General features: G+C 68.6%; 18 protein-coding genes, 2 tRNA genes and 5 pseudogenes. 22 read left to right on the plus strand and 3 right to left on the minus strand.

The window, feature by feature from the left end:
- Positions 1-42 precede the first annotated feature (42 nt).
- From ACRQ5B_RS13000 to ACRQ5B_RS13065, 14 genes and pseudogenes are all read left to right on the plus strand, one after another.
- Positions 43-1,620: a bifunctional hydroxymethylpyrimidine kinase/phosphomethylpyrimidine kinase gene (locus ACRQ5B_RS13000; protein ID WP_432398763.1), complete on the plus strand. Its 1,578-nt coding sequence runs from the start codon at positions 43-45 to the stop codon at positions 1,618-1,620.
- 365 nt (positions 1,621-1,985) lie between these two features.
- Complete coding sequence (gene rplU / locus ACRQ5B_RS13005; RefSeq protein WP_290257883.1) at positions 1,986-2,294, plus strand: 50S ribosomal protein L21; 309 nt, start codon at positions 1,986-1,988, stop codon at positions 2,292-2,294.
- 59 nt (positions 2,295-2,353) lie between these two features.
- Entirely contained in the window at positions 2,354-2,617 is a 264-nt protein-coding gene (gene rpmA, locus ACRQ5B_RS13010; RefSeq protein ID WP_009372867.1) for a 50S ribosomal protein L27, read from the plus strand.
- Between the two features lie 116 nt (positions 2,618-2,733).
- Positions 2,734-4,323, plus strand: coding sequence for a GTPase ObgE (gene obgE, locus ACRQ5B_RS13015; RefSeq protein ID WP_364135206.1), 1,590 nt, complete (start codon positions 2,734-2,736; stop codon positions 4,321-4,323).
- Positions 4,313-5,469, plus strand: a pseudogene (gene proB, locus ACRQ5B_RS13020) (glutamate 5-kinase). Before obgE ends, proB begins: the two are co-directional and overlap by 11 nt.
- A 26-nt stretch (positions 5,470-5,495) precedes the next feature.
- Positions 5,496-6,827: a glutamate-5-semialdehyde dehydrogenase gene (locus ACRQ5B_RS13025; protein WP_432394488.1), complete on the plus strand. Its 1,332-nt coding sequence runs from the start codon at positions 5,496-5,498 to the stop codon at positions 6,825-6,827.
- Between the two features lie 80 nt (positions 6,828-6,907).
- A complete protein-coding gene (locus tag ACRQ5B_RS13030; protein ID WP_412883158.1) occupies positions 6,908-7,141 on the plus strand; it encodes a hypothetical protein in 234 nt (77 codons plus the stop codon).
- A gap of 13 nt (positions 7,142-7,154) precedes the next feature.
- Complete coding sequence (gene nadD / locus ACRQ5B_RS13035) at positions 7,155-7,826, plus strand: nicotinate-nucleotide adenylyltransferase (RefSeq protein ID WP_432394491.1); 672 nt, start codon at positions 7,155-7,157, stop codon at positions 7,824-7,826.
- Between the two features lie 7 nt (positions 7,827-7,833).
- Positions 7,834-9,168 carry a hypothetical protein gene (locus tag ACRQ5B_RS13040; RefSeq protein ID WP_432394493.1) on the plus strand — a complete coding sequence of 445 codons (1,335 nt, stop codon included), beginning with the start codon at positions 7,834-7,836 and terminating at the stop codon, positions 9,166-9,168.
- 113 nt (positions 9,169-9,281) lie between these two features.
- The gene (gene rsfS / locus ACRQ5B_RS13045; RefSeq protein ID WP_290257628.1) at positions 9,282-9,683 is read left to right on the plus strand and encodes a ribosome silencing factor; all 402 of its coding nucleotides are present in this window, start codon (positions 9,282-9,284) and stop codon (positions 9,681-9,683) included.
- A 117-nt stretch (positions 9,684-9,800) separates the two neighbouring features.
- Positions 9,801-9,873, plus strand: a tRNA-Ala gene (locus ACRQ5B_RS13050).
- A gap of 196 nt (positions 9,874-10,069) precedes the next feature.
- Positions 10,070-10,142, plus strand: a tRNA-Ala gene (locus tag ACRQ5B_RS13055).
- An 88-nt stretch (positions 10,143-10,230) separates the two neighbouring features.
- Positions 10,231-11,393, plus strand: a pseudogene (locus tag ACRQ5B_RS13060) (class I SAM-dependent methyltransferase).
- A gap of 135 nt (positions 11,394-11,528) precedes the next feature.
- The gene (locus ACRQ5B_RS13065) at positions 11,529-12,731 is read left to right on the plus strand and encodes an ROK family transcriptional regulator (protein WP_432394497.1); all 1,203 of its coding nucleotides are present in this window, start codon (positions 11,529-11,531) and stop codon (positions 12,729-12,731) included.
- A 33-nt stretch (positions 12,732-12,764) separates the two neighbouring features.
- Here the strand turns inward: ACRQ5B_RS13065 and ACRQ5B_RS13070 are convergent, their stop codons facing one another.
- Positions 12,765-12,962, minus strand: a complete 198-nt coding sequence (locus ACRQ5B_RS13070) for a hypothetical protein (RefSeq protein WP_432394500.1) — start codon at positions 12,960-12,962, stop codon at positions 12,765-12,767.
- 123 nt (positions 12,963-13,085) lie between these two features.
- Complete coding sequence (locus tag ACRQ5B_RS13075; protein ID WP_290257632.1) at positions 13,086-13,592, minus strand: DUF2004 domain-containing protein; 507 nt, start codon at positions 13,590-13,592, stop codon at positions 13,086-13,088.
- A 108-nt stretch (positions 13,593-13,700) separates the two neighbouring features.
- Between ACRQ5B_RS13075 and ACRQ5B_RS13080 the strand changes: the two genes are divergently transcribed.
- Positions 13,701-15,107: an aldehyde dehydrogenase family protein gene (locus ACRQ5B_RS13080; protein WP_432394503.1), complete on the plus strand. Its 1,407-nt coding sequence runs from the start codon at positions 13,701-13,703 to the stop codon at positions 15,105-15,107.
- A 27-nt stretch (positions 15,108-15,134) separates the two neighbouring features.
- Here ACRQ5B_RS13080 and ACRQ5B_RS13085 read toward each other — a convergent pair whose 3' ends face one another.
- Positions 15,135-16,055 carry a LysR family transcriptional regulator gene (locus ACRQ5B_RS13085; RefSeq protein ID WP_412883150.1) on the minus strand — a complete coding sequence of 307 codons (921 nt, stop codon included), beginning with the start codon at positions 16,053-16,055 and terminating at the stop codon, positions 15,135-15,137.
- A 172-nt stretch (positions 16,056-16,227) separates the two neighbouring features.
- On the opposite strand from ACRQ5B_RS13085, the pseudogene ACRQ5B_RS13090 reads away from it, so the two are divergent.
- From ACRQ5B_RS13090 to nrdE, 7 genes and pseudogenes are all read left to right on the plus strand, one after another.
- A pseudogene (locus ACRQ5B_RS13090) lies at positions 16,228-17,602 on the plus strand (NAD(P)/FAD-dependent oxidoreductase).
- Positions 17,603-17,613: 11 nt separating this feature from the next.
- Positions 17,614-18,342 carry a DUF1365 domain-containing protein gene (locus ACRQ5B_RS13095; RefSeq protein ID WP_432394506.1) on the plus strand — a complete coding sequence of 243 codons (729 nt, stop codon included), beginning with the start codon at positions 17,614-17,616 and terminating at the stop codon, positions 18,340-18,342.
- Positions 18,339-19,753 (plus strand): annotated as a pseudogene (locus ACRQ5B_RS13100) (class I SAM-dependent methyltransferase). Before ACRQ5B_RS13095 ends, ACRQ5B_RS13100 begins: the two are co-directional and overlap by 4 nt.
- Entirely contained in the window at positions 19,750-20,997 is a 1,248-nt protein-coding gene (locus tag ACRQ5B_RS13105) for a class I SAM-dependent methyltransferase (RefSeq protein WP_432394509.1), read from the plus strand. Before ACRQ5B_RS13100 ends, ACRQ5B_RS13105 begins: the two are co-directional and overlap by 4 nt.
- Before the next feature lie 545 nt (positions 20,998-21,542).
- Entirely contained in the window at positions 21,543-21,788 is a 246-nt protein-coding gene (nrdH, locus tag ACRQ5B_RS13110) for a glutaredoxin-like protein NrdH (protein WP_120949950.1), read from the plus strand.
- Between the two features lie 40 nt (positions 21,789-21,828).
- Positions 21,829-22,325 (plus strand): annotated as a pseudogene (nrdI, locus tag ACRQ5B_RS13115) (class Ib ribonucleoside-diphosphate reductase assembly flavoprotein NrdI).
- 50 nt (positions 22,326-22,375) lie between these two features.
- The gene (gene nrdE / locus ACRQ5B_RS13120) at positions 22,376-24,496 is read left to right on the plus strand and encodes a class 1b ribonucleoside-diphosphate reductase subunit alpha (protein WP_432398764.1); all 2,121 of its coding nucleotides are present in this window, start codon (positions 22,376-22,378) and stop codon (positions 24,494-24,496) included.
- The last annotated feature ends 536 nt before the right edge of the window (positions 24,497-25,032 follow it).

The following is a 25,032-nucleotide window of genomic DNA, read 5'->3' on the forward strand; positions in this document are numbered from 1 at the left end:
CCCGCGGCACCTTCAACCGTTCCCGCGGCCGGCGCCACCTTCCTGCAGACGGTATTTCCCGCAGCGCAGGCTGCACCCACCGGGCGGGCCGCGATCCCCAGGGTCCTCGCCATCGCGGGGTCCGACCCTTCCGGCGGTGCCGGAATCCAGGCGGACCTGAAGAGCATCGCGGCCATGGGTGGCTACGGCATGGCCGCCATCACGGCCCTGACCGCCCAGAACACCCGCGGCGTCCGGTCCGTGCACGTGCCGCCCGCCGCCTTCCTGACCGAGCAGCTGGACGCCATCGCCGAGGACATCACCATCGATGCCGTGAAGATCGGCATGCTCGGCGACGCCGGCGTCATCGACGCGGTACGGGCGTGGCTGGAACGCACCCGGCCCGCCGTTGTCGTCCTGGACCCCGTCATGGTCGCCACCAGCGGTGACCGGCTGCTGCAGGAATCGGCGGTGGCGGCGCTGCACACCCTGCTGCCGCTCGCCGACCTGGTCACCCCCAACCTGGCCGAACTCGCCCTCCTGCTGGACGAACCGGTCGCCGCCGGCTGGGCGGAGGCGCTGGAGCAGGGCAAACGCCTCTCCGCGCTGGCCGGAACCACGGTCCTGGTCAAGGGCGGCCACCTCGAGGAGGACGCCGACGGCGGCTGCCCGGACGCGCTGGTCAACAGCTCCGGACTGCTCGGCAGCGAAACCGTGGTGGTGCCGGGGGAGCGGGTCGACACCCGCAACAGCCACGGCACCGGGTGCTCGCTGTCCTCGGCCCTTGCGACGGCCTACGCCGCCGGCGGGGACTGGGAAGCCGCGCTGCGCCGCGTCAAGCCCTGGCTGCTGGGGGCGCTGCGCGAGGCCGGACGGCTCGACGTCGGCACCGGCAACGGACCCGTCCACCACTTCCACCACCTCGCCCAGCCGGCGGAACCGGCGCCCGCGGCCGGCACGGGACAGTTCACGGACCACCTCAAGGAACCCGGCGACTTCGCCACCGGACTCGAGCCGCTCGCCGCGGAGGGCCTGACGGAAATCTACGCCCTGGACTTTATCCGGGGCCTGGCCGACGGGACCCTGCCTGAGCACGAGTTCGCCTACTACCTGGGCCAGGACGCGCTTTACCTCAATGGCTACTCCCGGGTGCTGTCCCGCGCCGCCGCGCTTGCCCCGACGGAGGCAGAGCAGCTGTTCTGGTCACGCTCGGCCGCCCAGTGCCTGGAAGTTGAGTCGGAACTGCACCGCAGCTGGCTGGCCGGACGTGCCGGCACCCCGCGGCGGCAGGGTCCGGTCACCAAGTCCTACGTGGACCACCTGCACGCCGCGTCGCTGGCCGGCAGCTACGGGGTCCTCGTGGCCGCGGCGCTGCCCTGCTTCTGGCTCTACGCCGAGGTCGGCGCCGCGCTGCACGCGCAGTTCCTGGCAGCGGGCGCGGACGAAGCCCACCCCTACGCCGCCTGGCTGCGCACCTACGCGGACGAGGCCTTCGCCGAGTCGACCCGGCAGGCGATCCGCTACACGGACGCCGCCGCCCGCCGCGGTTCCGCCGCCGAACGGGGCGCCATGACCGAGGCCTTCGTCCACTCCGTGCGCTTCGAGGTGGACTTCTTCGACGCGCCGCGGCTGCACGCCTGACCCGGAACGGGAGCCGCGGCCGGTAAGGTGGTGGGGCGCGGTTCCCGAAAGCGGCTGCGGCGCCCGGTCCGGTTCCTTGGAAAACGGCACTGTGGCACCGGTCACGCCCGACTCTCCGGGGCCTGCCTCGTTTGCGGCCGAAGGCGAAATTAGCGTAGTCTTGATCTTCGGTGCTTACGCCAACACTTGGGTTATGACCTTGAGGACCTGTCCACCCCACGCGGGACGGATGATCCACGGGATAGCTCATGGGTTCCCCCGGGGAACCTGCCGGCGTTGAGGCACAGCGTGAGCCGCTCCGGTAGTTCGGGGCCAGGTTCCGCACGCAAATCTAGTAATAAACGTCGAGAGAAGTGAGTTCCCCAGTGGTGTACGCGATTGTCCGCGCAGGCGGCCGCCAAGAGAAGGTTTCTGTTGGAGACTTCGTTACCCTGAACCGCGTCCCCGGTGGAGCCGGCAGCACCTTTGAGCTGCCCGCACTGCTCCTGGTGGACGGTGACAAGGTCACGTCTGCCGCAGCGGACCTGGCTAAGGTAACGGTTACGGCTGAGATCCTGGAAGACCTCCGTGGTCCCAAGATCGTCATCCAGAAGTACAAGAACAAGACCGGTTACAAGAAGCGCCAGGGTCACCGTCAGGAACTGACCAAGGTCAAGATCACCGGTATCAAGTAACTTTCCGTTACTGATCAGGTTCCCGCAGTTTCCCAGAATTTTGAAGGCAGGCATTCCAAATGGCACATAAAAAAGGCGCGAGCTCCACTCGCAACGGTCGTGACTCCAACGCCCAGTACCTCGGCGTGAAGCGCTTCGGCGGCCAGGTTGTTTCCGCCGGCGAGATCATCGTCCGCCAGCGTGGCACCCACTTCCACCCGGGCGCTGGCGTTGGCCGTGGCGGCGACGACACCCTGTTCGCTCTGACCCCCGGCGCTGTCGAGTTCGGCACCCGCCGCGGCCGTCGCGTCGTGAACATCGTGGCTGCTGCAGCCGCAGAGTAGCACCTACGTTTCATAATCGGTGGGGCGGGCCAATGGGTCCGCTCCACCGGTGTTCTTAACCGCATTACAATCATTCCGGGACCTTGCGGACCGGGAACAGCACTGAGGAGATCCACGTGGCCAGCTTTGTAGACCGGGTAGTACTGCACGTATCCGGCGGTACCGGCGGCCACGGGTGTGTCTCCGTCCACCGTGAGAAGTTCAAGCCCCTCGGCGGGCCCGACGGCGGCAACGGCGGCAACGGCGGCGACGTCATCCTCCGCGTCGACCCCCAGACCACCACCCTCCTGGACTACCACCACGCCCCCCACCGGCACGCCACCAACGGCGGCCCCGGCATGGGTGACTGGCGCGGCGGCAAGAACGGCGAGACCCTGGTCCTGCCCGTCCCCGAAGGCACCGTGGTCAAGAGCAAGGACGGCACCGTCCTGGCCGACATGGTGGGGGAGGGCACCGAATACATCGCCGCCGCCGGCGGCCTCGGCGGCCTCGGCAATGCGGCCCTGTCCTCGCAGAAGCGCCGCGCCCCCGGCTTCGCGCTGCTCGGCATCGAGGGCGAATCCAGCGACATCGTCCTGGAACTGAAGTCCATCGCGGACATCGCCTTGGTCGGCTTCCCGTCCGCCGGCAAGTCCAGCCTGATCGCCGCCATGTCCGCCGCGCGGCCCAAGATCGCGGACTACCCCTTCACCACCCTGATCCCCAACCTCGGCGTCGTCCAGGCCGGCGACGTCCGCTTCACCATCGCCGACGTGCCCGGCCTGATCGAGGGTGCCAGCGAGGGCAAGGGCCTCGGCCACCACTTCCTGCGCCACGTCGAACGCTGCGCCGCCCTGGTCCACGTCCTGGACTGCGGCACGCTCGAATCGGACCGCGATCCGCTCTCCGACCTGGCCGTGATCGAGGCCGAGCTGGAGAAGTACGCAGTCGACATGAGCTACGCCGGCACCGACGGCGAGGTCGTTCCGCTGAATCACCGCCCGCGGCTGGTCGCCTTGAACAAGGTGGACCTGCCCGACGGCAAGGACATGGCCGAGTTCGTCCGCCCCGAGCTGGAGAAGCGCGGCTACCGCGTCTTCGAAATCTCCGCCACCAGCCACGAGGGCCTGCGCCAGCTGGGCTTCGCCATGGCCGAAATCGTCAAGGCCGCCCGCGACGCCGTCGCCGCCACCCCGCCAAAGGTCGCCGCCCCGGTGCTGCGCCCCCGCGCCGTGAACGAATCCGGCTTCACCATCCGCCGCGAGGAGCGCGGCATGGAGCCGCTGTTCCGCGTCCTGGGCGAGAAGCCTGTCCGCTGGGTCAAGCAGACCGACTTCACCAACGAGGAAGCCATCGGCTACCTCGCGGACCGGCTGGCCAAGCTGGGCGTCGAAACCGAGCTGTTCAAGCAGGGCGCGAAGCCCGGCGATGCCGTGGTGATCGGCGAGGACGACGGCGTCGTCTTCGACTGGGAGCCCACCATGATGGCCGGCGCGGAACTGCTGGCCTCCCCGCGTGGCACTGACATCCGCTTCGCGGACATCGGCGACCGGCCCACCCGCGGCCAGAAGCGCGAGGAACAGCAGGAACGCCGCGACGCCAAGGCCGCCGCCCGCGCCGAGCTCGAAGCCGAACGCAAGGCCGGCATCTGGACCGAATCGGTCAGCGGCCGCCGCGCCCAGCAGCCGCTCAAGGAGAGTGGACTCGGCGACGCCGATGACCAGTAACGCCACCCAGTCCGGCGCCGGGGCGCCGGCAGTATTTCCCGGCCGGGCCCTCCTGGCCGACGCGCGCCGGATCGTCGTCAAGGTCGGCTCCTCGTCGCTGACGTCCATCAAGGGCGGTATCGACGAGGAGGCCCTCACCGGCCTGGCCGACGCCCTGGCGCACAAGCGCAACGCCGGCACCGAGATCATCCTGGTTTCCTCCGGCGCGATCGCCGCCGGGCTGGCACCGCTGGGACTGGAGAAGCGGCCCCGTGACCTCGCCACCCAGCAGGCCGCGGCGAGCGTCGGGCAGGGCCTGCTCATGGCCCGCTACACCCACGCCTTCGGTGCGCACGGGGTCACCGTCAGCCAGGTACTGCTGACCGCGGACGACTTCATGCGCCGCAGCCAGCACACCAACGCCTTCCGAGCCCTGGACCGGCTGCTGAACCTCGGCGTCGTGCCCGTGGTCAACGAGAACGACACCGTCGCCACCCACGAGATCCGCTTCGGCGACAACGACCGGCTCGCCGCCCTGGTGGCCCACCTGGTCCGCGCAGACGCGCTGGTGCTGCTCTCCGACGTCGACTCCCTCTACGACGGTCCGCCCGCCCGCGGCGCCCGCAGGATCCCGCACGTCGCCGGCCCCCGCGACCTCGAAGGCGTCTCGATCGGCAGCACCGGCAAGGCCGGGGTGGGGACCGGCGGAATGGTCACCAAGGTGGAGGCCGCCTCGATCGCCGCCGGCTCCGGTATCCACGCCCTGGTCACCTCCACCCCGAACGCCGCCGCCGCGCTGGCGGGGAGGACGTGGGGACCTGGTTCTCCGTCAACGGCGCCCGCAAGCCCATCCGGCTGCTTTGGCTGGCGCACCTCGCGTCCGTCCGGGGCCGGCTGGTGCTCGACGACGGCGCCGTGCGCGCCGTCCGGGAACGCCACACCTCCCTGCTGCCCGCCGGCATCACCGCCGTGCACGGGGACTTCGAGAGCGGCGACCCGGTGGAGATGGTCGGTACCGACGGCACCGTGATCGCCCGCGGGCTGGTCAACTACGGCGCCGGGGAGCTGCCGCAGATGCTCGGCCGCTCCACCATGGACCTGGGCCGCAGCCTGGGCCCTGGCTATGAGCGCGAAGTTGTTCATGTTGACGACCTGGTGCTGGTCTGACCCACCCGCTCGCCTAAACTTGGAGCATGACTGAGGCCCTGACTTCGCACCCCGACCTGCCCCTGAACGACACGCCTGCCGCAGGCCTGCCGCCGGCGGCCCCGGGTGTCGAAGCCTCGGTCCACGCGATCGCCGACCGGTCCCGCGCCGCCTCACGCGAGATGGCCCGCGCCAACCGGGCCTGGAAGGACCGAGGTCTGCGCGCCATCGGCGCCGCCCTCCTGGACCACCGGGGGACCACCCTCGCCGCCAACGCCAAGGACGTCGCTGCCGGCCGTGCCAACGGCACCTCCGCCGCGCTGCTGGACCGGCTGACGCTGAACGACGCCCGGATCGAAGCCCTCGCCGCGGCGCTGGAGAACCTCGCCGGCCTGCCCGATCCCGTGGGCAACGTGGTGCGCGGCCAGACCCTGCCGAACGGACTGCGCCTGCGGCAGGTCAACGTGCCCATGGGCGTCGTCGCCGCCATTTACGAGGCCCGCCCCAACGTCACCGTGGACATCGCCGGGCTGGCTCTCAAGAGCGGCAACGCCGTGATCCTGCGCGGCGGCAGCGCCGCAGCCGAAACCAACGTCGCCCTGATCAACGTCCTCCGCGACGCCCTGGTCTCCGTCGGACTGCCCGCGGACGCCGTCCAGAGCGTCGACGAATACGGCCGTGAGGGCGCCAACGTGCTGATGCGGGCCCGCGGCCGCGTGGACGTCCTGATTCCCCGCGGCGGCCGGGACCTGATCCAGACCGTCGTGACCAACTCCGCTGTCCCCGTCATTGAGACCGGCGAGGGCAACGTGCACATCTTCCTCGACGCCTCCGCGGACGAGAAGATGGCCGTGGAGATCCTCCTCAACGCCAAGACCCAGCGGCCCAGCGTCTGCAACACGGTGGAAACCCTCCTGGTGCACTCGGAGTCCACCGTGCTGCCCGCCGTCGCCGCCGCCCTGCGGGCCGCCGGCGTCACCCTGCACGCCGACGCCCGCGTCACCGCGGCGCTGCCCTCGGTGGAGACCGTGCCCGCCACGGACGTGGATTGGGCCACCGAGTACATGGACCTGGACCTTGCCGTGGCCATGGTCGACAGCATGGACGAGGCGCTGTCCCACATCCGCTCCTGGTCCACCGGCCACACCGAGGCGATCGTCACCAACGACCTCGCCAACGCCGAACGGTTCATCGCAGAGATTGATTCTGCAGCGGTGATCGTCAACGCCTCCACCCGGTTCACCGACGGCGGCGAGCTGGGGCTGGGCGCCGAGGTGGGGATCTCCACGCAGAAGCTGCACGCCCGCGGCCCGATGGGCTTGACCGAACTCACCACCACCAAGTGGATCGTGCAGGGCGAGGGCCAGGTCCGGGCCTAGTCACGCGGTACCATGGACTAAAGCCAGGAACGGCGGGATCCTCCGCCGTCGTCCATTTGTAGAACTCACTAGGGGAGAACATGCTGTTTCAGCAGATCGCCACGTCCGTTGCCGCAGCAGTGGCGCACGAAGAACCCGCTCCGCTCATCGCGCCGCCATACGTGATCGGCGGCTCGATGTTCCTGCTCCTCCTGGTCCTGATGTTCATCACCCTCTCCTACGGCAACCTGGGCAAGCGCCACTCCGCCGTCGAAGAGCACGCTGACCCGCACCGCCAGCACCCGAACAAGCACGGCCACGGCCAGGGCCACTAATATTTCCGCCATCATGAAGCCGCACGGCGCAACACGCCGCCTGCGCCTGGGTGTGATGGGCGGCACGTTCGATCCGATCCACCATGGGCACCTGGTGGCCGCCAGCGAGGTCGCGGCCAAGTTCGGCCTCGACGAGGTGGTGTTCGTCCCCACCGGGCAGCCGTGGCAGAAGAGCAGCAAGAAGGTCACCCAGGCCGAGCACCGGTACCTGATGACCGTCATTGCGACGGCGTCCAATCCGCGCTTCACGGTCAGCCGCGTGGACATCGACCGGCCGGGTCCCACGTACACCATCGACACCCTGCGGGACCTGCACACGCAGCGTCCCGACGCTGACCTGTTCTTCATCACCGGAGCGGATGCCCTCGCGCAGATCCTCTCCTGGAAGGACATCAACGAGCTCTGGTCGCTGGCGCACTTCGTCGGGGTGACGCGTCCCGGTCACGTCCTGGACGGCATGGGCCGCGACGACGTCACGCTCCTGGAGATCCCTGCGATGGCGATATCGTCCACGGACTGCCGCGCCCGCGTGGCTGCCGGCAACCCTGTCTGGTACCTGGTGCCGGACGGCGTGGTGCAGTACATCGCCAAGTACGGACTCTACGACGGCCAGCCGGAAACCGATCGGGACGTCCACCAGGTCCGCCCCGTCCTCCAACCGCACCTAACCGCCAGTACCGAGTGAGCCTCCCATGAGTCAGGAACAGCCTCCCATCCGCAGCCGACGCGAATTGCGCCGTGCCAGGGATGAACAGCAGGCAGCGACCCCCGAAGCCCCGGGAAATGCCGATAAATCCGGGAGCGCCGATACCCCCGGGAACCCGGGGAGTGCCGGCGCCGGTTCCGGCTCCCCGGACAACGCCGTCGCGCCACGGCAGTCCCGGCCTGTGGAACCCACCGAGGCCGAGACCACCGGCCGCCGCCGGATCCCCGGCCCGGTGGACACCGTGCGCCGCGAGACGCCTGCCGAGCGGTCCTCCCAGATCCGTGCCCGTGACCGGGCCGCGCTGCGCACCATCAAGGAACTTGCCGAGAAGGAGGGCCAGCTCTCCCCGGGCGGCCCACCCACCCGCCGGCAGCTGCGCCTCCAGCAGCTGGCCGAGGAAACGGCTCCGGCCACGTCGGCCAACCCGATCGTGCCGATGCCCTCGCCGCGGACGCAGCGGCACCCGGTGGTGGCTCCGAGGGAGGCCGCACCCGAAGCGGCTCCGCAGCAGGCGCCCGAATCTTCCGGCGCACCGGAAGCCCCGGTTGCACCGGAAGCCCCCGCCGCAACGGAGGGCATGAGCGTCGAGCAGGCCTTGGCCGCCCGGGAACTCCTCGCCGCCCAGGCCCGCAACCAGGTGGCGAAGATGGAGCACATCGCCGCCACCGACCCCGACGCCGTCGACCCCGAGGTCCTGGCACAGCAGATCGCCCTGGCCGAGCGGGCCGCCGTCCTGAACCGGCGCGCCGCGGCCAAGCAGAAGCTCGCCGAGCAGAACAACCAGCAGGCCCCCCGAACCACGGCCGGCATCCCGGAGACGGGCGCCGAGGGCGTCGCCCCTAAGCCCGGTACAGCTGACAACGGGCCCTCCACGGCCAGCAACCTGGCCATGGTCACCCCGCTGGAATTCGTCGAGGTCCCCGGCATGGAACGCCCGGTGATGAAGCGCCCGGCAACCTCCTACGTGCCACTCGTGACCAACCAGGGTCCGAAGGTCCAGCCCCGCACCGGCCGCCGTCCGGCCAAGCAGCAGCGCGACGCAGGCCGCACCGGCGTCCTGGCCCGGGCCGAAGCCGCGGCCAAGGCCGGCCGGCGTCCCGCAGCAGCGGTCCAAATCCAGGACGCGCAGGCGCACGAAGACCTGGCCGCCCGTCCGCCGGTCGCCGCCAACGCCGCCTACGGACTGGACCCGCTGGACGCGGCCACCGCCGGACTCGGCAGGGCCCGGCGGCTGCACCTGCTGCAGCTCGGCGTCCTGGCCCTCGGCGTCCTGGCCCTTGTGGCCGGCGTCATCCTGATCATCACGGGCCTGGGGCACTGACGCGGCCACCGCCGCGGACCGCCCCTTATCGCCACCAGCTTTCACCGTCCGGCCTTGGGCCGGCACCCTATTCACCGAGTTTCACCAAAGTTTCATCACCAACAAGGAGTCCCGTGACTGCAACCGATTCAGCCATCACCACCGCCCGCCACGCCGCCCACGCGGCCGCGGACAAGCTGGCCGAAGACATCGTGGCGCTCGACGTCAGCGAACGCCTCGCCCTGGCTGACGTCTTCCTCATCGCCTCGGCCCCGTCCGAGCGCCAAGTCAACGCGATCGTCGATGGCATCGAGGACGAACTGTCCAAGCACGACCTCAAGCCCGTCCGCCGTGAGGGCCGCTCCGGCGGCCGCTGGGTGCTGTTGGATTACGCCGACGTCGTCATCCACGTCCAGCACGAAGAGGACCGGGTCTTCTACGCCCTCGAGCGCCTCTGGAAGGACTGCCCCGTGGTGGATCTCCAGCTCGGCGACGACGCGTCCGCCAAGGCCGCAGCCGGCACCGACGCGGAGTAGCCGCACGCCCTCCGGGGCAGGCGCACCGTGAATATTCCCGATTTGGAATTTTCGGAAGTGGTGTTCTAAGATATTTGAGTTGCTTCGGCGGGAACAAGGTCGAAGCGGCGAGAATACGGGGCTGTGGCGCAGCTGGTAGCGCACCTGCATGGCATGCAGGGGGTCAGGGGTTCGAGTCCCCTCAGCTCCACCGTAATCCGCCGGAACCATCAGGTTCCGGCGGATTTCTATATTGCCCGGATGTGCCCCGAAGCCCCGCGAAGCCCCCGGAAGGCAGTCGGGACACGCCCGCAGGACGCCGATTAGCATCCCGGGCAAAAGTGCATTACTCTAATCAGGTTGCTTGATCGGAACGGCATAAAAACCGGACCGGCAGGGAACGGTTCGGGGCTGTGGCGCAGCTGGTAGCGCACCTGCATGGCATGCAGGGGGTCAGGGGTTCGAGTCCCCTCAGCTCCACCGAACGAGGCCCCGCTCATTGAGCGGGGCCTCACCGCTTAACCCTTCGGCCACCCCACCCACCCTGACGAAACGGCGGAAACCGGACGTGTCGGACCATCACCTCGACCAGATCTTCGCCGGACTGCGGCGCTTCCCGGACGTGGAGGCCCCCAACCTCCAGGCCTGGGACGCCACGGACCGGCTGCTGCTGGACACCGCTGCCGGCTTCCACGACGGCGGCCCGGTGGCGGTCATCGGCGATGACTACGGCGCCCTCACCCTCGGCCTCCTCGCGCCGGGAATCGCCGGCGCCGGCGGGCCGGCAGCGTCGGCGATCCGGGTCCACCAGGACCTCATCACCGGCGAACGCGCCCTGCGGCGCAACGCCGAAGCCGCGGGCCTCACCGGCGGTTTCATCCAGACCACCTTGTCCGACGCTGTCGACGGCGCTTCCCTGGTGCTGCTGCAGCTGCCCCGTTCCCTCGCCGAGCTCGAAGAGATCGCCGACGCAGTCGCCCGCTACGCCGCCCCAGGCGCGGTCCTGCTGGCCGGTGGCCGGGTCAAGCACATGAGCCTGGGCATGAACGCGGTCCTGGCCCGCTCCTTCGCGGAGGTCCAGCCCCAGCTCGCGCGGCAGAAGTCCCGCGTGCTGGTGGCCCGCGGCCCGAAGCCGGCCGTGGGGAGCCTCCGTACCCGGTGTCAGAGCTCCACCCCGGCCTGGACCTCACGGTCTGCGCCCGCGGTGCGGTATTCGCCGGTACGGGGCTGGATATCGGCACCCGTTTCCTCCTGGACTTCCTTCCGCAGATGCCCGACGCCCGGCACGCCGTGGACCTCGGTTGCGGCTCCGGCATCCTGGCCGCCCTCTATGCCCGGAGCCACCCGGAGGCCCGCGTCACTGCCACGGACCGCTCCGCCGCCGCCGTCGACTCCGCCCTGGCCACCGCCCGCGCCAACGGGATCACGACCGTGACGGGTCTGCAGGACGACGCCCTGAGCACACTGCCGGACGCCTCGGTGGACCTGGTACTGCTCAACCCGCCCTTCCACCTGGGCTCGGCCGTGCACGCCGGCGCCGGGCTCAAGCTGATCGAGGCCGCCGCCCGGGTGCTGGCGCCCGGGGGAGAGCTCTGGACCGTCTACAACAGCCACCTGCAGTACCGGCCCTCGCTGGAGCGCCTGGTGGGTCCCACCCGCGAGGCGGGCCGGAACCCGAAGTTCACCGTCACCGCCAGCAGCCGCCGCCAGGCTTATTCCGCGCAAACGTGACGGCCGCCTGTGTGGCGGCGTAAGGCCGGTGACGTAGCATTTCCCACATCAGCAGTACTTGACCGATGACGTTGAGAGGTACCAGTGACTGAGAGCCGCACCCCCTCGCCGCGGCGGGGAACGAATCTCCCACGGATGGGCGACTTCAACCTCACCGTCATCCTGGATGCGATCCGCCGCTCCCCGACGGGACTGAGCCGGGTGGAGCTGGCCCAGATCGTGGGGCTGTCCCCGCAGACCATCTCCAACATCTCCCGCCGCCTCCTGGACCAGAGCCTGATCGTTGAGGCCGGCAAGGAGGGCACCGGCCCCGGGAAGCCGCGCACCATGCTGCGGCTGAACCCGGCCGGCATGTACGCCGTCGGCGTGCACGTGGACCCCGCCGTCCTCACGTTCGTCCTCCTGGACCTCGTGGGCGACGTCGTCCGGCACACCCGGATCCCGACGCCGGACGGCAGCGAACCCGGCGCCATCATCGACACCATCGCCGCCGAGATCAAACAGCTGATCGACGATTCGGGCGTGGACCGGGCCAAGATCGCCGGACTGGGCGTCGCTTCTCCCGGACCCATCGACCTGGTGGCCGGCGCCGTCGTGGACCCGCCGCTGCTGCCGGGCTGGGACCGCGTGAACCTCCGCGACGCCCTGGCCGAGGCCACCGGCCTCTCCACCATCCTGGACAAGGACGTCACCAGCGCCGCCGTCGCTGAGACCTGGGCCGGCGGACCCAGCGGCGCCGGCAGCTTCCTCTTCATGTACATGGGCACCGGCATCGGCTGCGGCCTGGTCCTCAACGGCGAAGTGGTCCGCGGCGTCTCCGGCAACGCGGGCGAGATCGGCCACGTGATCGTGGACCCGGACGGGCCCGAGTGCGACTGCGGCCAGCGCGGCTGCGTGAAGTCCTCCGCCATCCCGCAGGTGCTGGTGGCCAAGGCCGTCGCCGCCGGCGTGCTGGACGGCCCCAAGGAGGGCCACAGCGCCCCCGCGGTCCAGGAGCGCTTCGCCGAGCTGTGCGCCATGGCCTACGGCGGCCACGAAGGCGCCGTCGGCATCCTCCGCGACTCGGCCGTGCTGGTCAGCCGCGCCGTGGCCGCGGTGACCAACGCCCTGGACGTGGACCGCGTCGTCTTCGGCGGCCCGTTCTGGACCTGCCTCGCCCCGGCCTACCTGGAGCTGGTGCCCGGCCTCGTGGCAGGCAACAGCGACACCGGCAAGATCCACGGGGTGGAGGTAGTCAGCACGGGCGTGGGTGACGACGTCGGCGCCGTCGGGGCCGCCTGCCTGGTGCTGGAGCACATGCTCGCGCCGCGCTCCCAGCGGCTGCTGCTGGACGGCTGAGGCCCGCTCAACACCTGCCGCCGGTGATTGGCATCAGTCAATGTCCTCCAGGACAGTGCCGAACGGCAGGGTCTCGTCGATGTGGGCCTGATGATCGTGCGGGTGGACCACCACCCGCACCCCGTGTGCCTGGTCCGCCGCGGACTGCATGAGGACGGGCCGGACGGCGTTCACAATGCCCTCGCTTTTGCCCGCGAGGTACTCCTGGTAACTGGCTGGAAGCTGGATCATGCCTGCAGGATAGTCCCCGACGCGGCTGCGGGGGAGGGACTTCCGGCCGGGGCGGGAAGCAGTGGAGTCGGGGCGGCTTTCCTTAGCGGGTTTGCAGGGCCCGGTTCTTCAGAGGGGGAGAACTCAGGACTCCCACAGGATCTCGTCGTCGACGACGCCGTCCTCGTCCGTGGAGGCGACGAGCACCTCGTCGGTGAAGTGCGCTCCCAGGGTGAAGTCGAGGACGAAGTAGCGTTCGGGCTGGCCGGGATAGATGCCCACGTGGCCGAGCTTGAGGGCCTTGAGGAAGACCTGGTTGGTGAGCTGGGACTTGTCCTCTACGCCGAAGACCTGGCGCAGGTGCTCGGGTTTGAGGGCGTTGCAGTGGAAACGCAGGTACTCCTGCGGGCTGCTGCCTTCCTGGTCCAGCTCCTCGGCGATCATCTCCCGCACCTGGTCCACCACCTCGGGCAGGAAGCGCAACCGGTAGTCCACCTTGTGCAGGGCCGCCTCGTCGAAGTGGTCATGGGCGTTGACGTTCAGGTCCAGTTCCAGCGGGTGTCCGGCCAGTTCATGGGTGGCGGCGAAGTTATGGTCGCGCCCGTGATTGAGCTCGATTTCTCCAAAATGCCGGCTGGATACCTTGCTCATGTCTTCAACATAGTCCTGAACCGGTGGCTGTTCCAGCATCACCGGGATTTACCCGAATTTACCTGAAACCGCAGTCCGGAGCGGGTGCGGTGACGGTACATTGATCGGATGCAGACCGTAGCCGCCGCCGTCGCCCGTGCCCGTGAAGAGTTCGACAGCGGGGTGACCCGGCCGTTGCAGTGGCGGCTCCAGCAGCTCGCCGCCTTGCGCCGCATGCTGGTGGAACGCCGTGCCGAGTTCGCGCAGGCCCTCTCCGCCGACCTGGGCAAGCACGAGACCGAATCGCAGATGACCGAGATCGGCTTCGTCACCGCCGAAGCCGCGCACCTGGAAAAACACCTCGCAGCCTGGCTGCGCCCGCGCCCGGTCCCCGTCCCGCTCTCCGTGCAGCCGGCCAAGGCCTGGACCGAGCTGACCCCGCTGGGGGTGGTGCTGGTGATCGGGCCGTGGAACTACCCGCTGCAGCTGCTGCTCGCCCCGCTGGCCGGCGCCCTCGCCGCCGGCAACACGGTGATCCTCAAGCCCAGCGAGCACGCGCCAGCCACCTCCGCGGCCCTGGCCCGGTGGGTCCCGGAGTACCTGGCCGGCGCGGTGCAGGTGGTGGAGGGAGGGATCCCGGAAACCACGGAACTGCTGGCCGTCCCCTTCGACCACATCTTCTTTACCGGCGGGGAGGTGGCGGCCAAGGCCGTGCTGCGCGCCGCGGCGGAGCACTTGACTCCGGTCACCCTGGAACTCGGCGGGAAGTCCCCGGCCTACGTGGACGCCACCACCGACCTGGCCAAGGCGGCCCGGCGGCTGGCCTGGGGCCGGTTCATGAACGCCGGCCAGACCTGCGTGGCCCCCGACTATGTGCTGGCCACCGCCGAGGTGATCGAGCCGCTGCAGCGGGAACTGGCCACGGCGGTCACCGCCCTGTTCGGCAAGGACGCGGCCGCGAGCGACTCCTACGGCCGGATCATCAACGACCGGCACTTCGACCGGCTCGCCGCCCTCGCGGACGGCAGCACCGTGGTGCACGGCGGGGCCCGGGACGCGGCCACCCGCTACTTCGAACCGACACTGCTCCGACCCGCGCCCGGGGACGCGGTGATGGGGGAGGAGATCTTCGGTCCGCTGCTGCCGCTGCTGGAGGTCAGCGGCCCAGGCGAGGCAATCAGCGCCATCAACGCCCGGCCCAAGCCCCTGGCGCTCTACGTTTTCAGCGACGACGCCGGCACCCGCCGGGCGTTTTCCGAGCAGACTTCCTCCGGGGCGCTGTGCTTCGACGTCCCCGTGGCGCACCTGACCGTTCCCGGTCTGCCGTTCGGCGGCGTGGGCGGCAGCGGGATGGGCGCCTACCACGGCGAGCATTCCCTGAAGACCTTCTCGCACGAGCGGGCCAGCCTGTCCAAGCCCCTGTGGCCTGAGACGCTGGGCCTGATTTTCCCGCCCTACACCCGCCTCAAGCACCGGGTGATCAGCAGTTTCGTGTCCCCGGCGGGAAAGAATCCGGGCAGGAACCAGGGCAAGTAGCCCGGGGGCAACGGCCACGGTAGCGGCCTAGTCGCGGCGCGTGGTGCCCAGTTTCTGCAGGGTGTCGGCCAGCAGCTCCACGAACAGCTGCACCTGGGCGGTTTGCTTCTCCTTCGGTAGCAGCGCGAAGACGTTGCGAGCCAGTCTGATCTCGGGGACGTCCAGGACCACGACGCCGTCGGGGCGGTGCAGCAGGGCCAGTTCCGGGACCAGCGCTGCGCCCAGGCCCGCGGCGGCCATCTCCAGGCTGGCGTGGAAGTCGTCGCTGTAGGCCACCACCCGGGGGTGCAGGTTGCAGCTGGCGAACAGCCGCTCGATCACGGTGGCGTCCGAGGTGCCGGGGTGGTGCATGATCCACGGCATGTCCGAGAGGTGGTCCGCGGCGACCTTTGATTCCGGGCCGATTCCCCAGCCGGCGGGCAGCACCACGCGGAAGTCGTCGTCGCCGATCCATTGCCGGTTCACCGTGTGCGGCCAGGCCAGGCCGGACTGGCCCACCTGGTAGACCAGGGCGACGTCGAGTTCGCCGCCGGTGCGCAGGCCCTGGATGGTCTGCCCGGGTTCGGCGACGGAGACCCGGAGTTCGATGCCCAGCTTCTTCCACGCCGGGTTCTGCAGGATCCGGGGTAGCACATAGGTGGCCAGGGAGGGGAAGATGCCCAGCCGGAGCTCCTGGTGGGGGCTTTCGTTAGTGCGGGCCGCGGCCGCCATGAGGGCATCGATATCCGTGAGGACCTTCGCCGCGTGCCGAGTCATGGTGACGGCGGCATCGGTGGGCTGGATGCTCCGGGCCGACCGTTGGAACAGCTCCACCCCGGTGTCCCGCTCCAGGGCGGACATCTGTTGGGAGACCGCCGAGGCGGTGTACCCAAGCCGGGTGGCCGCCGCCGCGAAGGACCCCAACCGGACCACTTCGACGAGCGTCCTGAGGTGAACGGGGTTGATCACGGAAATGCCCTTCGGTGTTTGCGGTGGGGCGGGAGCGAAATCCCGCTTCATTCTGGCACATTGGTCCTAGGCGCCCGCTGGAAAAGTCAGACTCATCCGGCTGCCTCGCGGTGACGAATTGCCCTTAGCAAGTTCCACCAGGACGATTCAGGCGAAGCAACAGGAGCAACCAGTGCAGCAAGCAGTAAGCATTCCGGTCGGACGCCGGGTTGCCGTGATCGGCAGCGGCGTGGCCGGCCTGACGGCGGCCTACGTGCTGAACCGGCGCGACCAGGTGACGCTCTTCGAGGCCGACACCCGGCTCGGCGGGCACGCCCACACCCACGACGTGCGCCAGGCTGACGGCTCCGTGCTGGGCATCGACACCGGCTTCATCGTCCACAACGAGCGGACCTACCCCACCCTGCTGCGCCTCTTCCGCGAACTCGGCGTCCAGACCCAGGACTCCGAAATGAGCATGTCCATCCGCTGCGACGGCTGCGGACTGGAGTACGCGGGGCCCGGGGCGGTGCCCGCGGCATCATTCCCCGGCCCTCCACCCTGCTGCGCGGACGCTACCTGCGGATGCTGCTGGAGGTCACCCGCTTTACCGCCGAGCCCGGGCCCTGCTGGCGGAGGCGGAGACCACCCACGGTGGCGCCCCCGAACTGACCCTCGGCGAATTCCTGGCCCGGGAGAAATTCAGCGACTACTTCATCGCCCATTTCATGACGCCCGTGGTCAGCGCCGTCTGGTCCTGCGACCCGTCGACCGCCCTGGCCTACCCGGCGCGCTACCTCTTCACCTTCCTGGGTCACCACGGCCTGCTCGGCATCAAGGGATCCCCGCAGTGGCGCACGGTCACCGGCGGTTCCCGCAGCTACGTGGACAAGGTCGCCGCCGTCCTGCCGGACGTCCGCACCGGCAGCCCGGTCCTGCGGGTCCGGCGCCACCCCGGCGGCCTGGAGGTCACCACCCGCGACACCGCCGGCGCCGAGACCGCGGAGAACTTCGACGCCGTCGTCATCGCCACGCACCCGGCGCAGGCGCTGGCCATGCTGGCCGACGCCACGGACGAGGAACGCGCCGCCCTGGGCGGCATGCCCTACTCGGTCAACCAGACCGTCTTCCACCGCGACGACGCCGTGCTCCCGGCCAGCGACAACGCCAAGGCCTCCTGGAACTACCGGCTCCCGGCCTGCGACGCCCGGCCGGACCGGGTGCTTGTCAGCTATGACATGACCCGCCTGCAGCGGCTGGAGCCGGTGGACGGCAAGCGCTACATTGTCAGCCTGGGCGAATCCGAACTGATCGGGGACGGCACGGTGCTGGAGCAGATGGTCTACGAACACCCGCAGTACACGCCGGACTCGCTCCGGGCGCAGGAACGCATCCTGGACCTGGGCGATGACCGGCTGGCGTTCGCGGGCGCCTACCACGGCTGGGGTTTCCACGAGGACGGCGCGCTCTCCGGCGTCCGGGCCGCCGCCCGGTTGGGCCGCGACTGGGAAGCCGGCGGGCAGGGCGCCCGCAATGCCGAACTGTCCCCGGCCGCGGAGGGCCTGTGAACCGGGGTCCTGTGAACGGCGCCGCCATCTACCGGACGTCCATCTCACACGTCCGGCGAACCCCGCTGCACAACGCCTTCACCTATCGAAGCTACAGCTGGTACGTCGACGTCGACGCCCTCCCGGAGCTGCCCAAGCCGCTCCGGCCGCTGGCGGGGTTCACCGCCGCGGACCACCTGGGTGACCCCGAAGGGACGCTGCGCGGCAACGTCGAACGCTACCTCGCCACCCAGGGCATTGACCTGGGGGGCGGCCGGATCACGATGTTGGCCAGTGCCCGCGTCTTCGGTCATGTGTTCAACCCGCTGAGCCTGTTCTGGTGCCACGACGCCGCCGGGGAGCTGCGCTGCGTCGTCGCCGAGGTGCACAACACCTACGGGGAGCGGCACTGCTACCTGCTGGAGACCGATGGCGCCGGCCGGGCCACCGTGCCGAAGGCGTTCTACGTATCACCGTTCAACGATGTCGACGGCAGGTACCGGATGAAGGTCCCCGAACCCGGCGACCGGCTGGCGGTCTCAATCGTCCTGGAACGCGAGGGGCAGAAGCCCTTCATCGCCACCATGGACGGCACCCGCAGCCCGGCCACTACCGCCAACATCCTCGCCGCGGCGATCGCCGTTCCGCTGGCCCCGTTGCGGGTCGCGGCCCAGATCCGCTGGCAGGGCATCAAACTTTGGGCACGACGCCTGCCCATCATCAAAAGACCACACCACCCCTCACAGGAGGCAGTCCAGTGACCATGACCGAAGCGACCGGATCCCCGCAGGGATCCCAGGAACGCGACTTCGCTCCGGCCCCCGCCGGATCCCCGGTGCCGTACACCGCGCCCCCGGCACCCGCCGTCGTCGACGCCGCCATCTGGCCGAGCATCGCCACCGTCCCCGCCGGGATCAAGGCCAAGGTGGCCGGCCGCGTAGCCGACGCCATCTTCCGTACCGCCGTGCAGCGGCTGCCCTGGAGGTCCGCTACCCGGACGGCTCCGTCCTGGGCGAGGCCGGCCACGGCCACCCGGTGATGACCATGCACCGGCCCGACGACTTCGCGGCCCGCCTGGGCGACGGCGGACTGATCGGCCTGGGCGAGTCCTACATGGCCGGCGACTGGGACGCCGATGACCTCACCGCCGTGATGGAGGTCTTCGCCGCCCGAGTCGGAAAGCTGGTACCCGAACCGCTGCAGAAACTGCGCGGACTCTACCTCCCCGCACGCCCCGGACCGAGAAGAACACCGAGCAGAACACCCGCTCGAACATCTCCCGGCACTACGACCTCTCGAACGACCTGTTCGCGACCTTCCTCGACAGCACCATGACCTACTCCAGTGCGCTGTTCCCCGAAAGCGGCGACGCACTGCGCGCCGTAGTTTGGGAGGATCTCGCCGCGGCACAGCAGGCCAAGATCGACCGGCTGCTGGACAAGGCCGGCGTCACCGCGGGCACCCGTGTCCTCGAGATCGGCACCGGCTGGGGCGAGCTGGCCCTGCGCGCGGCCGCCCGGGGCGCCACCGTCTACTCCGTCACGCTCTCCAGCGAACAGCAGGAGCTGGCGCGGAAGCGGGTCGCCGAGGCCGGGTACGCCGACGCCGTCACCATCGACCTCAAGGACTACCGCGCCGTGCAGGGGCAGTACGACGCGATTGTCTCCGTCGAGATGATCGAGGCCGTGGGCTATGAGTACTGGGCAACCTACTTCAAGACCATCGAACGGGTCCTGGCGCCCGGCGGCAAGGTGGCCATCCAGGCCATCACCATCGGCCACGACCGGCTGATCGCCACCCGCACCAGCTACACCTGGGTGCACAAGTACATCTTCCCGGGCGGTGTGATCCCGTCGGTCCGCGCCATCGAGGAGATCACCGAGAAGCAGACCGGCCTCCGGGTCCGCGAACGCCTCGCCATGGGCGAGCACTACGCGCAGACCCTGCGCCTCTGGGAGGAGCGGTTCATGGCCCGCGGCGGCGACGTCCGTGCCCTGGGCTTCGACGAGATCTTCCAGCGGATGTGGCTGTTCTACCTCTGCTACTCACGGGCCGGCTTCGAGACTGAGTTACCTCAACGTGCAGCAGATCGTGCTGGACAAGGTCTCCACCCGCGCCTCCGCCAAGGCCGCCGCCACCCAGGCCTCTGCTAACGAGCGGGGCACCAAGTGAGCGGGGGACTCGCGGGTACCATCGCCGAGGTCCTGCGCCCGGTGGTGGGCGGCGATCTGCCCGTCCGGCTGGTCGTCTGGGACGGCAGCGAGGCCGGTCCGGCCGGCGCCCCGACGGTGCGGCTGAACTCGCCCGCCGCGATCCGGCGCCTGCTCTGGGCGCCCGGGGAGCTGGGCGCCGCGCAGGCCTACGTCACCGGCGAACTCGACCTCGATGGCGACCTCAACTCGGCCCTGGCCCACATCTGGAAAGTGGTCCGGGACCGCAACCTCGCCGGCATCCGCCCCACCCCGGCCCTGCTGGCCGGCGTGGCCAGGATCGCCAAGGAAGCCGGAGCCCTCGGCACCCCGCCCGAGCCGCCGGCCAGCCAGGCCAAGGTCAAGGGCCGGCTGCACAGCCTGCTCCGGGACCGTGCCGCCATCAGCCACCACTACGACCTCAGCAACGACTACTACGAGCTGATCCTCGACCCGCAGATGGCCTACTCCAGCGGGTACTGGACCAACCACCTCGAAGACAGTCACGCCGCCGAGGGCTACGGGCTCGAGGACGCGCAGCGGGACAAGCTGGACCTGGTCTGCCGCAAGATCGGCCTCAAGCCCGGCATGCGGATGCTGGACATCGGCTGCGGCTGGGGTTCGCTGAGCCTGCACGCGGCCCAGCACTACGGCGTCGACGTCGTGGGCGTCACCCTCTCCGTAGAGCAGAAGGCGTTCATCGACCGCCGGATCAAGGAGCGCGGGCTCGAGGGACGCGTCGACATCCGCGTCCAGGACTACCGCGAAATCCCGGACGGCCCGTTCGACGCCGTCGCCTCCCTGGAAATGGGGGAGCACGTTGGCCAGAAGAATTACCCGGTCTACGCGGCCGCGCTGTTCAACAACGTCAAGCCCGGCGGCAAGGTCCTCATCCAGCAGATGTCCCGCCATGGCAAGCACCCCGGCGGCGGACCGTTCATCGAATCTTTCATCGCCCCGGACATGCACATGCGGCCGGTGGGGGAGACGCTGGGCTTCCTGGAGGACGCCGGACTGGAGATCGAGGGCGTCCAGGGCATGCGGCGTCACTACGTCTACACCCTGGAGGCCTGGTACGCGCGGTTCGAGGAGAACCACGACGCCGCCGTCGCCATGATGGGCGAGGAGATCGTCCGCGTCTGGCGGCTGTACCTGGTGGGCGCGCTGCGCAGCTTCGCGGAGGGCCGGATGGGCGTGGACCAGATCCTCAGCAGCCGCCCCGAGTAGGGGCGCTCCACACGAAACACAGAAGGCGGTCACCGGAGGGTGGCCGCCTTCTGTCGTGTCTGCCATTTGGGGGGCATGCCGTCACCCACTCCGGGACGTGCCGTCCCACACGGGACCCCGTGGCCCCGCCCACAGGAGCGCGTGCCGTCACCCACACGTGCCCGTGCCGCGGAGCACTACATATAGTGCCGCCGCCCACTTGGGGCCACCAATGACGCACCCCGCGACACGCCGTAAATGTTCGACACGCGGGGTGGTTAATTGTGGCTAACTAGTCCACAGGGTGTGGACGGGGCCGCAGAAAAAGCCGCGAATCCGGACATTTTGAGGCCCTCCGCTTGTGGATTAACGGTGGGTTAAATGACATACTTGTAATACATCATCTTGGGGTCCGCGCCGGGCTCTTGCACTACATGTAGTATCGACATACAGTTCGAGCGGAGCGGTTACAGGCCGCAAGGCGAGGCGGGTCCCGGGACGCGAAAGCAGTCCCGGGCAGGCCCCACCGGACCCGAACCACAGACTTCAACTAAGGGGACCACGACATGACCGTTACGGTTTACACGAAGCCGGCCTGCGTGCAGTGCAACGCAACCTACCGGGCGCTCGATAAGAAGGGCATCGCCTACCAGAGCGTCGACATCTCCCAGGATGCCGAGGCCCTCGAGCGCCTCAAGTCCCTGGGCTACATGCAGGCTCCGGTCGTCGTGACCGACCAGGACCACTGGTCCGGCTTCCGCCCGGACAAGATCGAGGAACTGGCCCAGGCCTCCGCCGTCGCGGTTGCCTGAAAGCCTTCCCACAGCAGCACCATCGGATGAGGTGACGACCATGGCCGCACCGGCAACCGCCGGGCCGCCGCTGGCAGCGACGACCGTGAACTCAGCCGCGGACGAAAAACCAGTACGGACCACCGGCAGCCACCTCATCTACTTCTCCTCCACTTCGGAAAACACCCGCCGCTTCGTCCGGAAGCTCGGCGTCGACGCCGCCCGCATTCCGCTCCTGGCGAGGGAACCGGCGCTCGTGGCCACCGAGCCCTATGTCCTGGTGGTTCCCACCTACGGCGGGACCGGGGAGAAGGATCCGTTCCGAAGCAGGTCATCCGCTTTCTGAACGACCCGAGGAACCGGCAACAGCTCCGTGGAGTGATCGGGGCGGGCAACACGAATTTCGGGGACAACTACTGCATGGCCGGCGACATCATCGCCGCCAAATGCAACGTCCCGCACCTATATCGATTCGAACTCATGGGGACGCCGGAAGACGTCGGCCGAGTACAACAAGGATTGGAAGAATTTTGGACACGACTGTCGCAGACGAAGTGACCGGGGCTCACGCCGTCGAAAAGCACACCGTGGCGGGCGAGAAGCCGGCGCTGCCGGCCGCCTACCAGGGCCTGGGCTACCACGAGCTCAACGCCATGCTGAACCTCTACGGCCCGAACGGCGAGATCCAGTTCGAAGCCGACCGCGAGGCCGCCCACCAGTACTTCCTGCAGCACGTGAACAACAACACCGTGTTCTTCCACGACCTCGAGGAAAAGCTCGACTACCTGGTGAAGAACGAGTACTACGAGCGGGAAACCCTCGACCAGTACACGATGAACTTCATCCGCGACCTGTTCAACCGCGCCTACAAGAAGAAGTTCCGCTTCGAGACCTTCCTCGGCGCGTTCAAGTTCTACACCTCCTACACGCTGAAGACGTTCGACGGAAAGCGCTTCCTGGAGCGCTACGAGGACCGCGTCTGCATGGTGGCCCTGCACCTGGCCCGCGGCGACGAGCAGCTGGCCACCCAGATGGTCGACGAGATCATCGAAGGCCGCTTCCAGCCGGCCACCCCGACGTTCCTGAACGCCGGCAAGAAGCAGCGCGGCGAGCTGGTCTCCTGCTTCCTGCTCCGCATCGAAGACAACATGGAGTCGATCGGCCGCTCCATCAACTCCGCACTGCAGCTGTCCAAGCGCGGCGGCGGCGTGGCGTTCGCCCTGACCAACATCCGCGAGGTGGGCGCCCCGATCAAGCAGATCGAGAACCAGTCCTCCGGTGTCATCCCCGTGATGAAGCTCCTCGAAGACAGCTTCTCCTACGCCAACCAGCTCGGTGCCCGCCAGGGTGCCGGTGCCGTGTACCTGCACGCGCACCACCCGGACATCTACCGCTTCCTCGACACCAAGCGCGAGAACGCGGACGAGAAGATCCGCATCAAGACCCTTTCCCTCGGCGTCGTGATCCCGGACATCACCTTCGAGCTCGCCAAGCGGGACGAGGACATGTACCTGTTCTCCCCGTACGACGTCGAAAAGGTCTACGGCATGCCGTTCTCCGACGTCTCGGTCACCGAGAAGTACTACGAGATGGTGGACGACTCCCGGATCAAGAAGACCAAGATCAAGGCCCGCGAGTTCTTCCAGACCCTCGCCGAGATCCAGTTCGAATCCGGCTACCCGTACATCATGTTCGAGGACACCGTGAACCGGGAAAACCCGATCGACGGCAAGATCATCATGTCCAACCTGTGCTCCGAGATCCTCCAGGTCTCTCAGCCGACGACGTACCACGATGACCTGTCCTACGACGCCACCGGCAAGGACATCTCCTGCAACCTGGGCTCGCTGAACATCGCGAAGACCATGGACTCGCCGGACTTCGGCCTGACCATCGAGACGGCCATCCGGTCCCTCTCCGCGGTCTCCGACATGTCCAACATCACCTCGGTGCCCTCGATCGCCCGCGGCAACGACCAGAGCCACGCGATCGGCCTCGGCCAGATGAACCTGCACGGCTACCTGGCCCGCGAGCGGGTCCACTACGGTTCCGAAGAGGGCCTGGACTTCACGAACATCTACTTCTACACGGTGCTGTTCCACGCGGTCCGCGCCTCCAACAAGCTGTCCATCCAGACCGGCCAGACTTTCGGCGGTTTCGAGAAGTCCAAGTACGCCTCGGGCGAGTTCTTCGAGAAGTACATCAACCGCGAGTGGGTTCCGGAGACGGCCAAGGTTGCCGAGCTGTTCCAGAACATCCACATCCCCACCCAGGATGACTGGCGCGAGCTGAAGGCTTCCGTCATGGAGCACGGTATCTACAATCAGAACCTGCAGGCCGTCCCGCCGACCGGCTCGATCTCCTACATCAACAACTCCACCTCCTCGATCCACCCGGTGGCGTCCAAGATTGAGATCCGCAAGGAAGGCAAGCTGGGCCGCGTGTACTACCCGGCGCCGTACCTGACGAACGACAACCTGGAGTACTACCAGGACGCGTACGAGATCGGCTACGAGAAGGTCATCGACACCTACGCCGCCGCGACGCAGCACGTGGACCAGGGCCTGTCCCTGACGCTGTTCTTCAAGGACACCGCCACCACGCGTGACATCAACAAGGCCCAGATCTACGCCTGGAAGAAGGGCATCAAGACCATCTACTACATCCGTCTCCGCCAGCTCGCGCTGGAAGGGACCGAGGTAGAGGGCTGCGTCTCCTGCATGCTCTAGCCTCCGGCTGAGACATGCGAGTACGACGGCGGGCGCCCGCCCGCCGTCGTACGCTCAGAGCAATCAGACTTAAAAGACTGAGGAGTCATGCGACAACATGACTCCTCAAGAATCTCGCTTACGAGACGTTCCAAATTGAATCTCTGGAATGTCGAATGTATCAGGGCTGAAGGACTGGTGTCCAAACGCCCAATAGCGAGATTCATGTGGCCGGCCAAAAGGCCAGCTACGGATCTAGCGCCGAACATTCGGCGGAAAGGAGCCACAGTGGCTCAGAAGATTGCCCGGAACGCCAAGACTGGCGAGTTTGTCCCGATGTCCGTAGCCGTACGGCGCCCCGCGTCAACTACGGTTGAGTTCGTCGGGGCTGGCACTTCGAATACGAGGGTCGTCAACCGCTCAGCAGAGACCGGACAGTTCGTATCGGATGCGGCTGCCAAGCGCAGCCCTGACCGCACTATCAGGCAGCGGGTCTAGCAGTCTGTGGAGAGTTCGTGCGGGTGTCCGTAAGGGCCACCCGCACGGGCATCCTAGAA

Source organism: Pseudarthrobacter sp. L19, assembly GCF_050859435.1.
GTDB lineage: Bacteria > Actinomycetota > Actinomycetes > Actinomycetales > Micrococcaceae > Arthrobacter.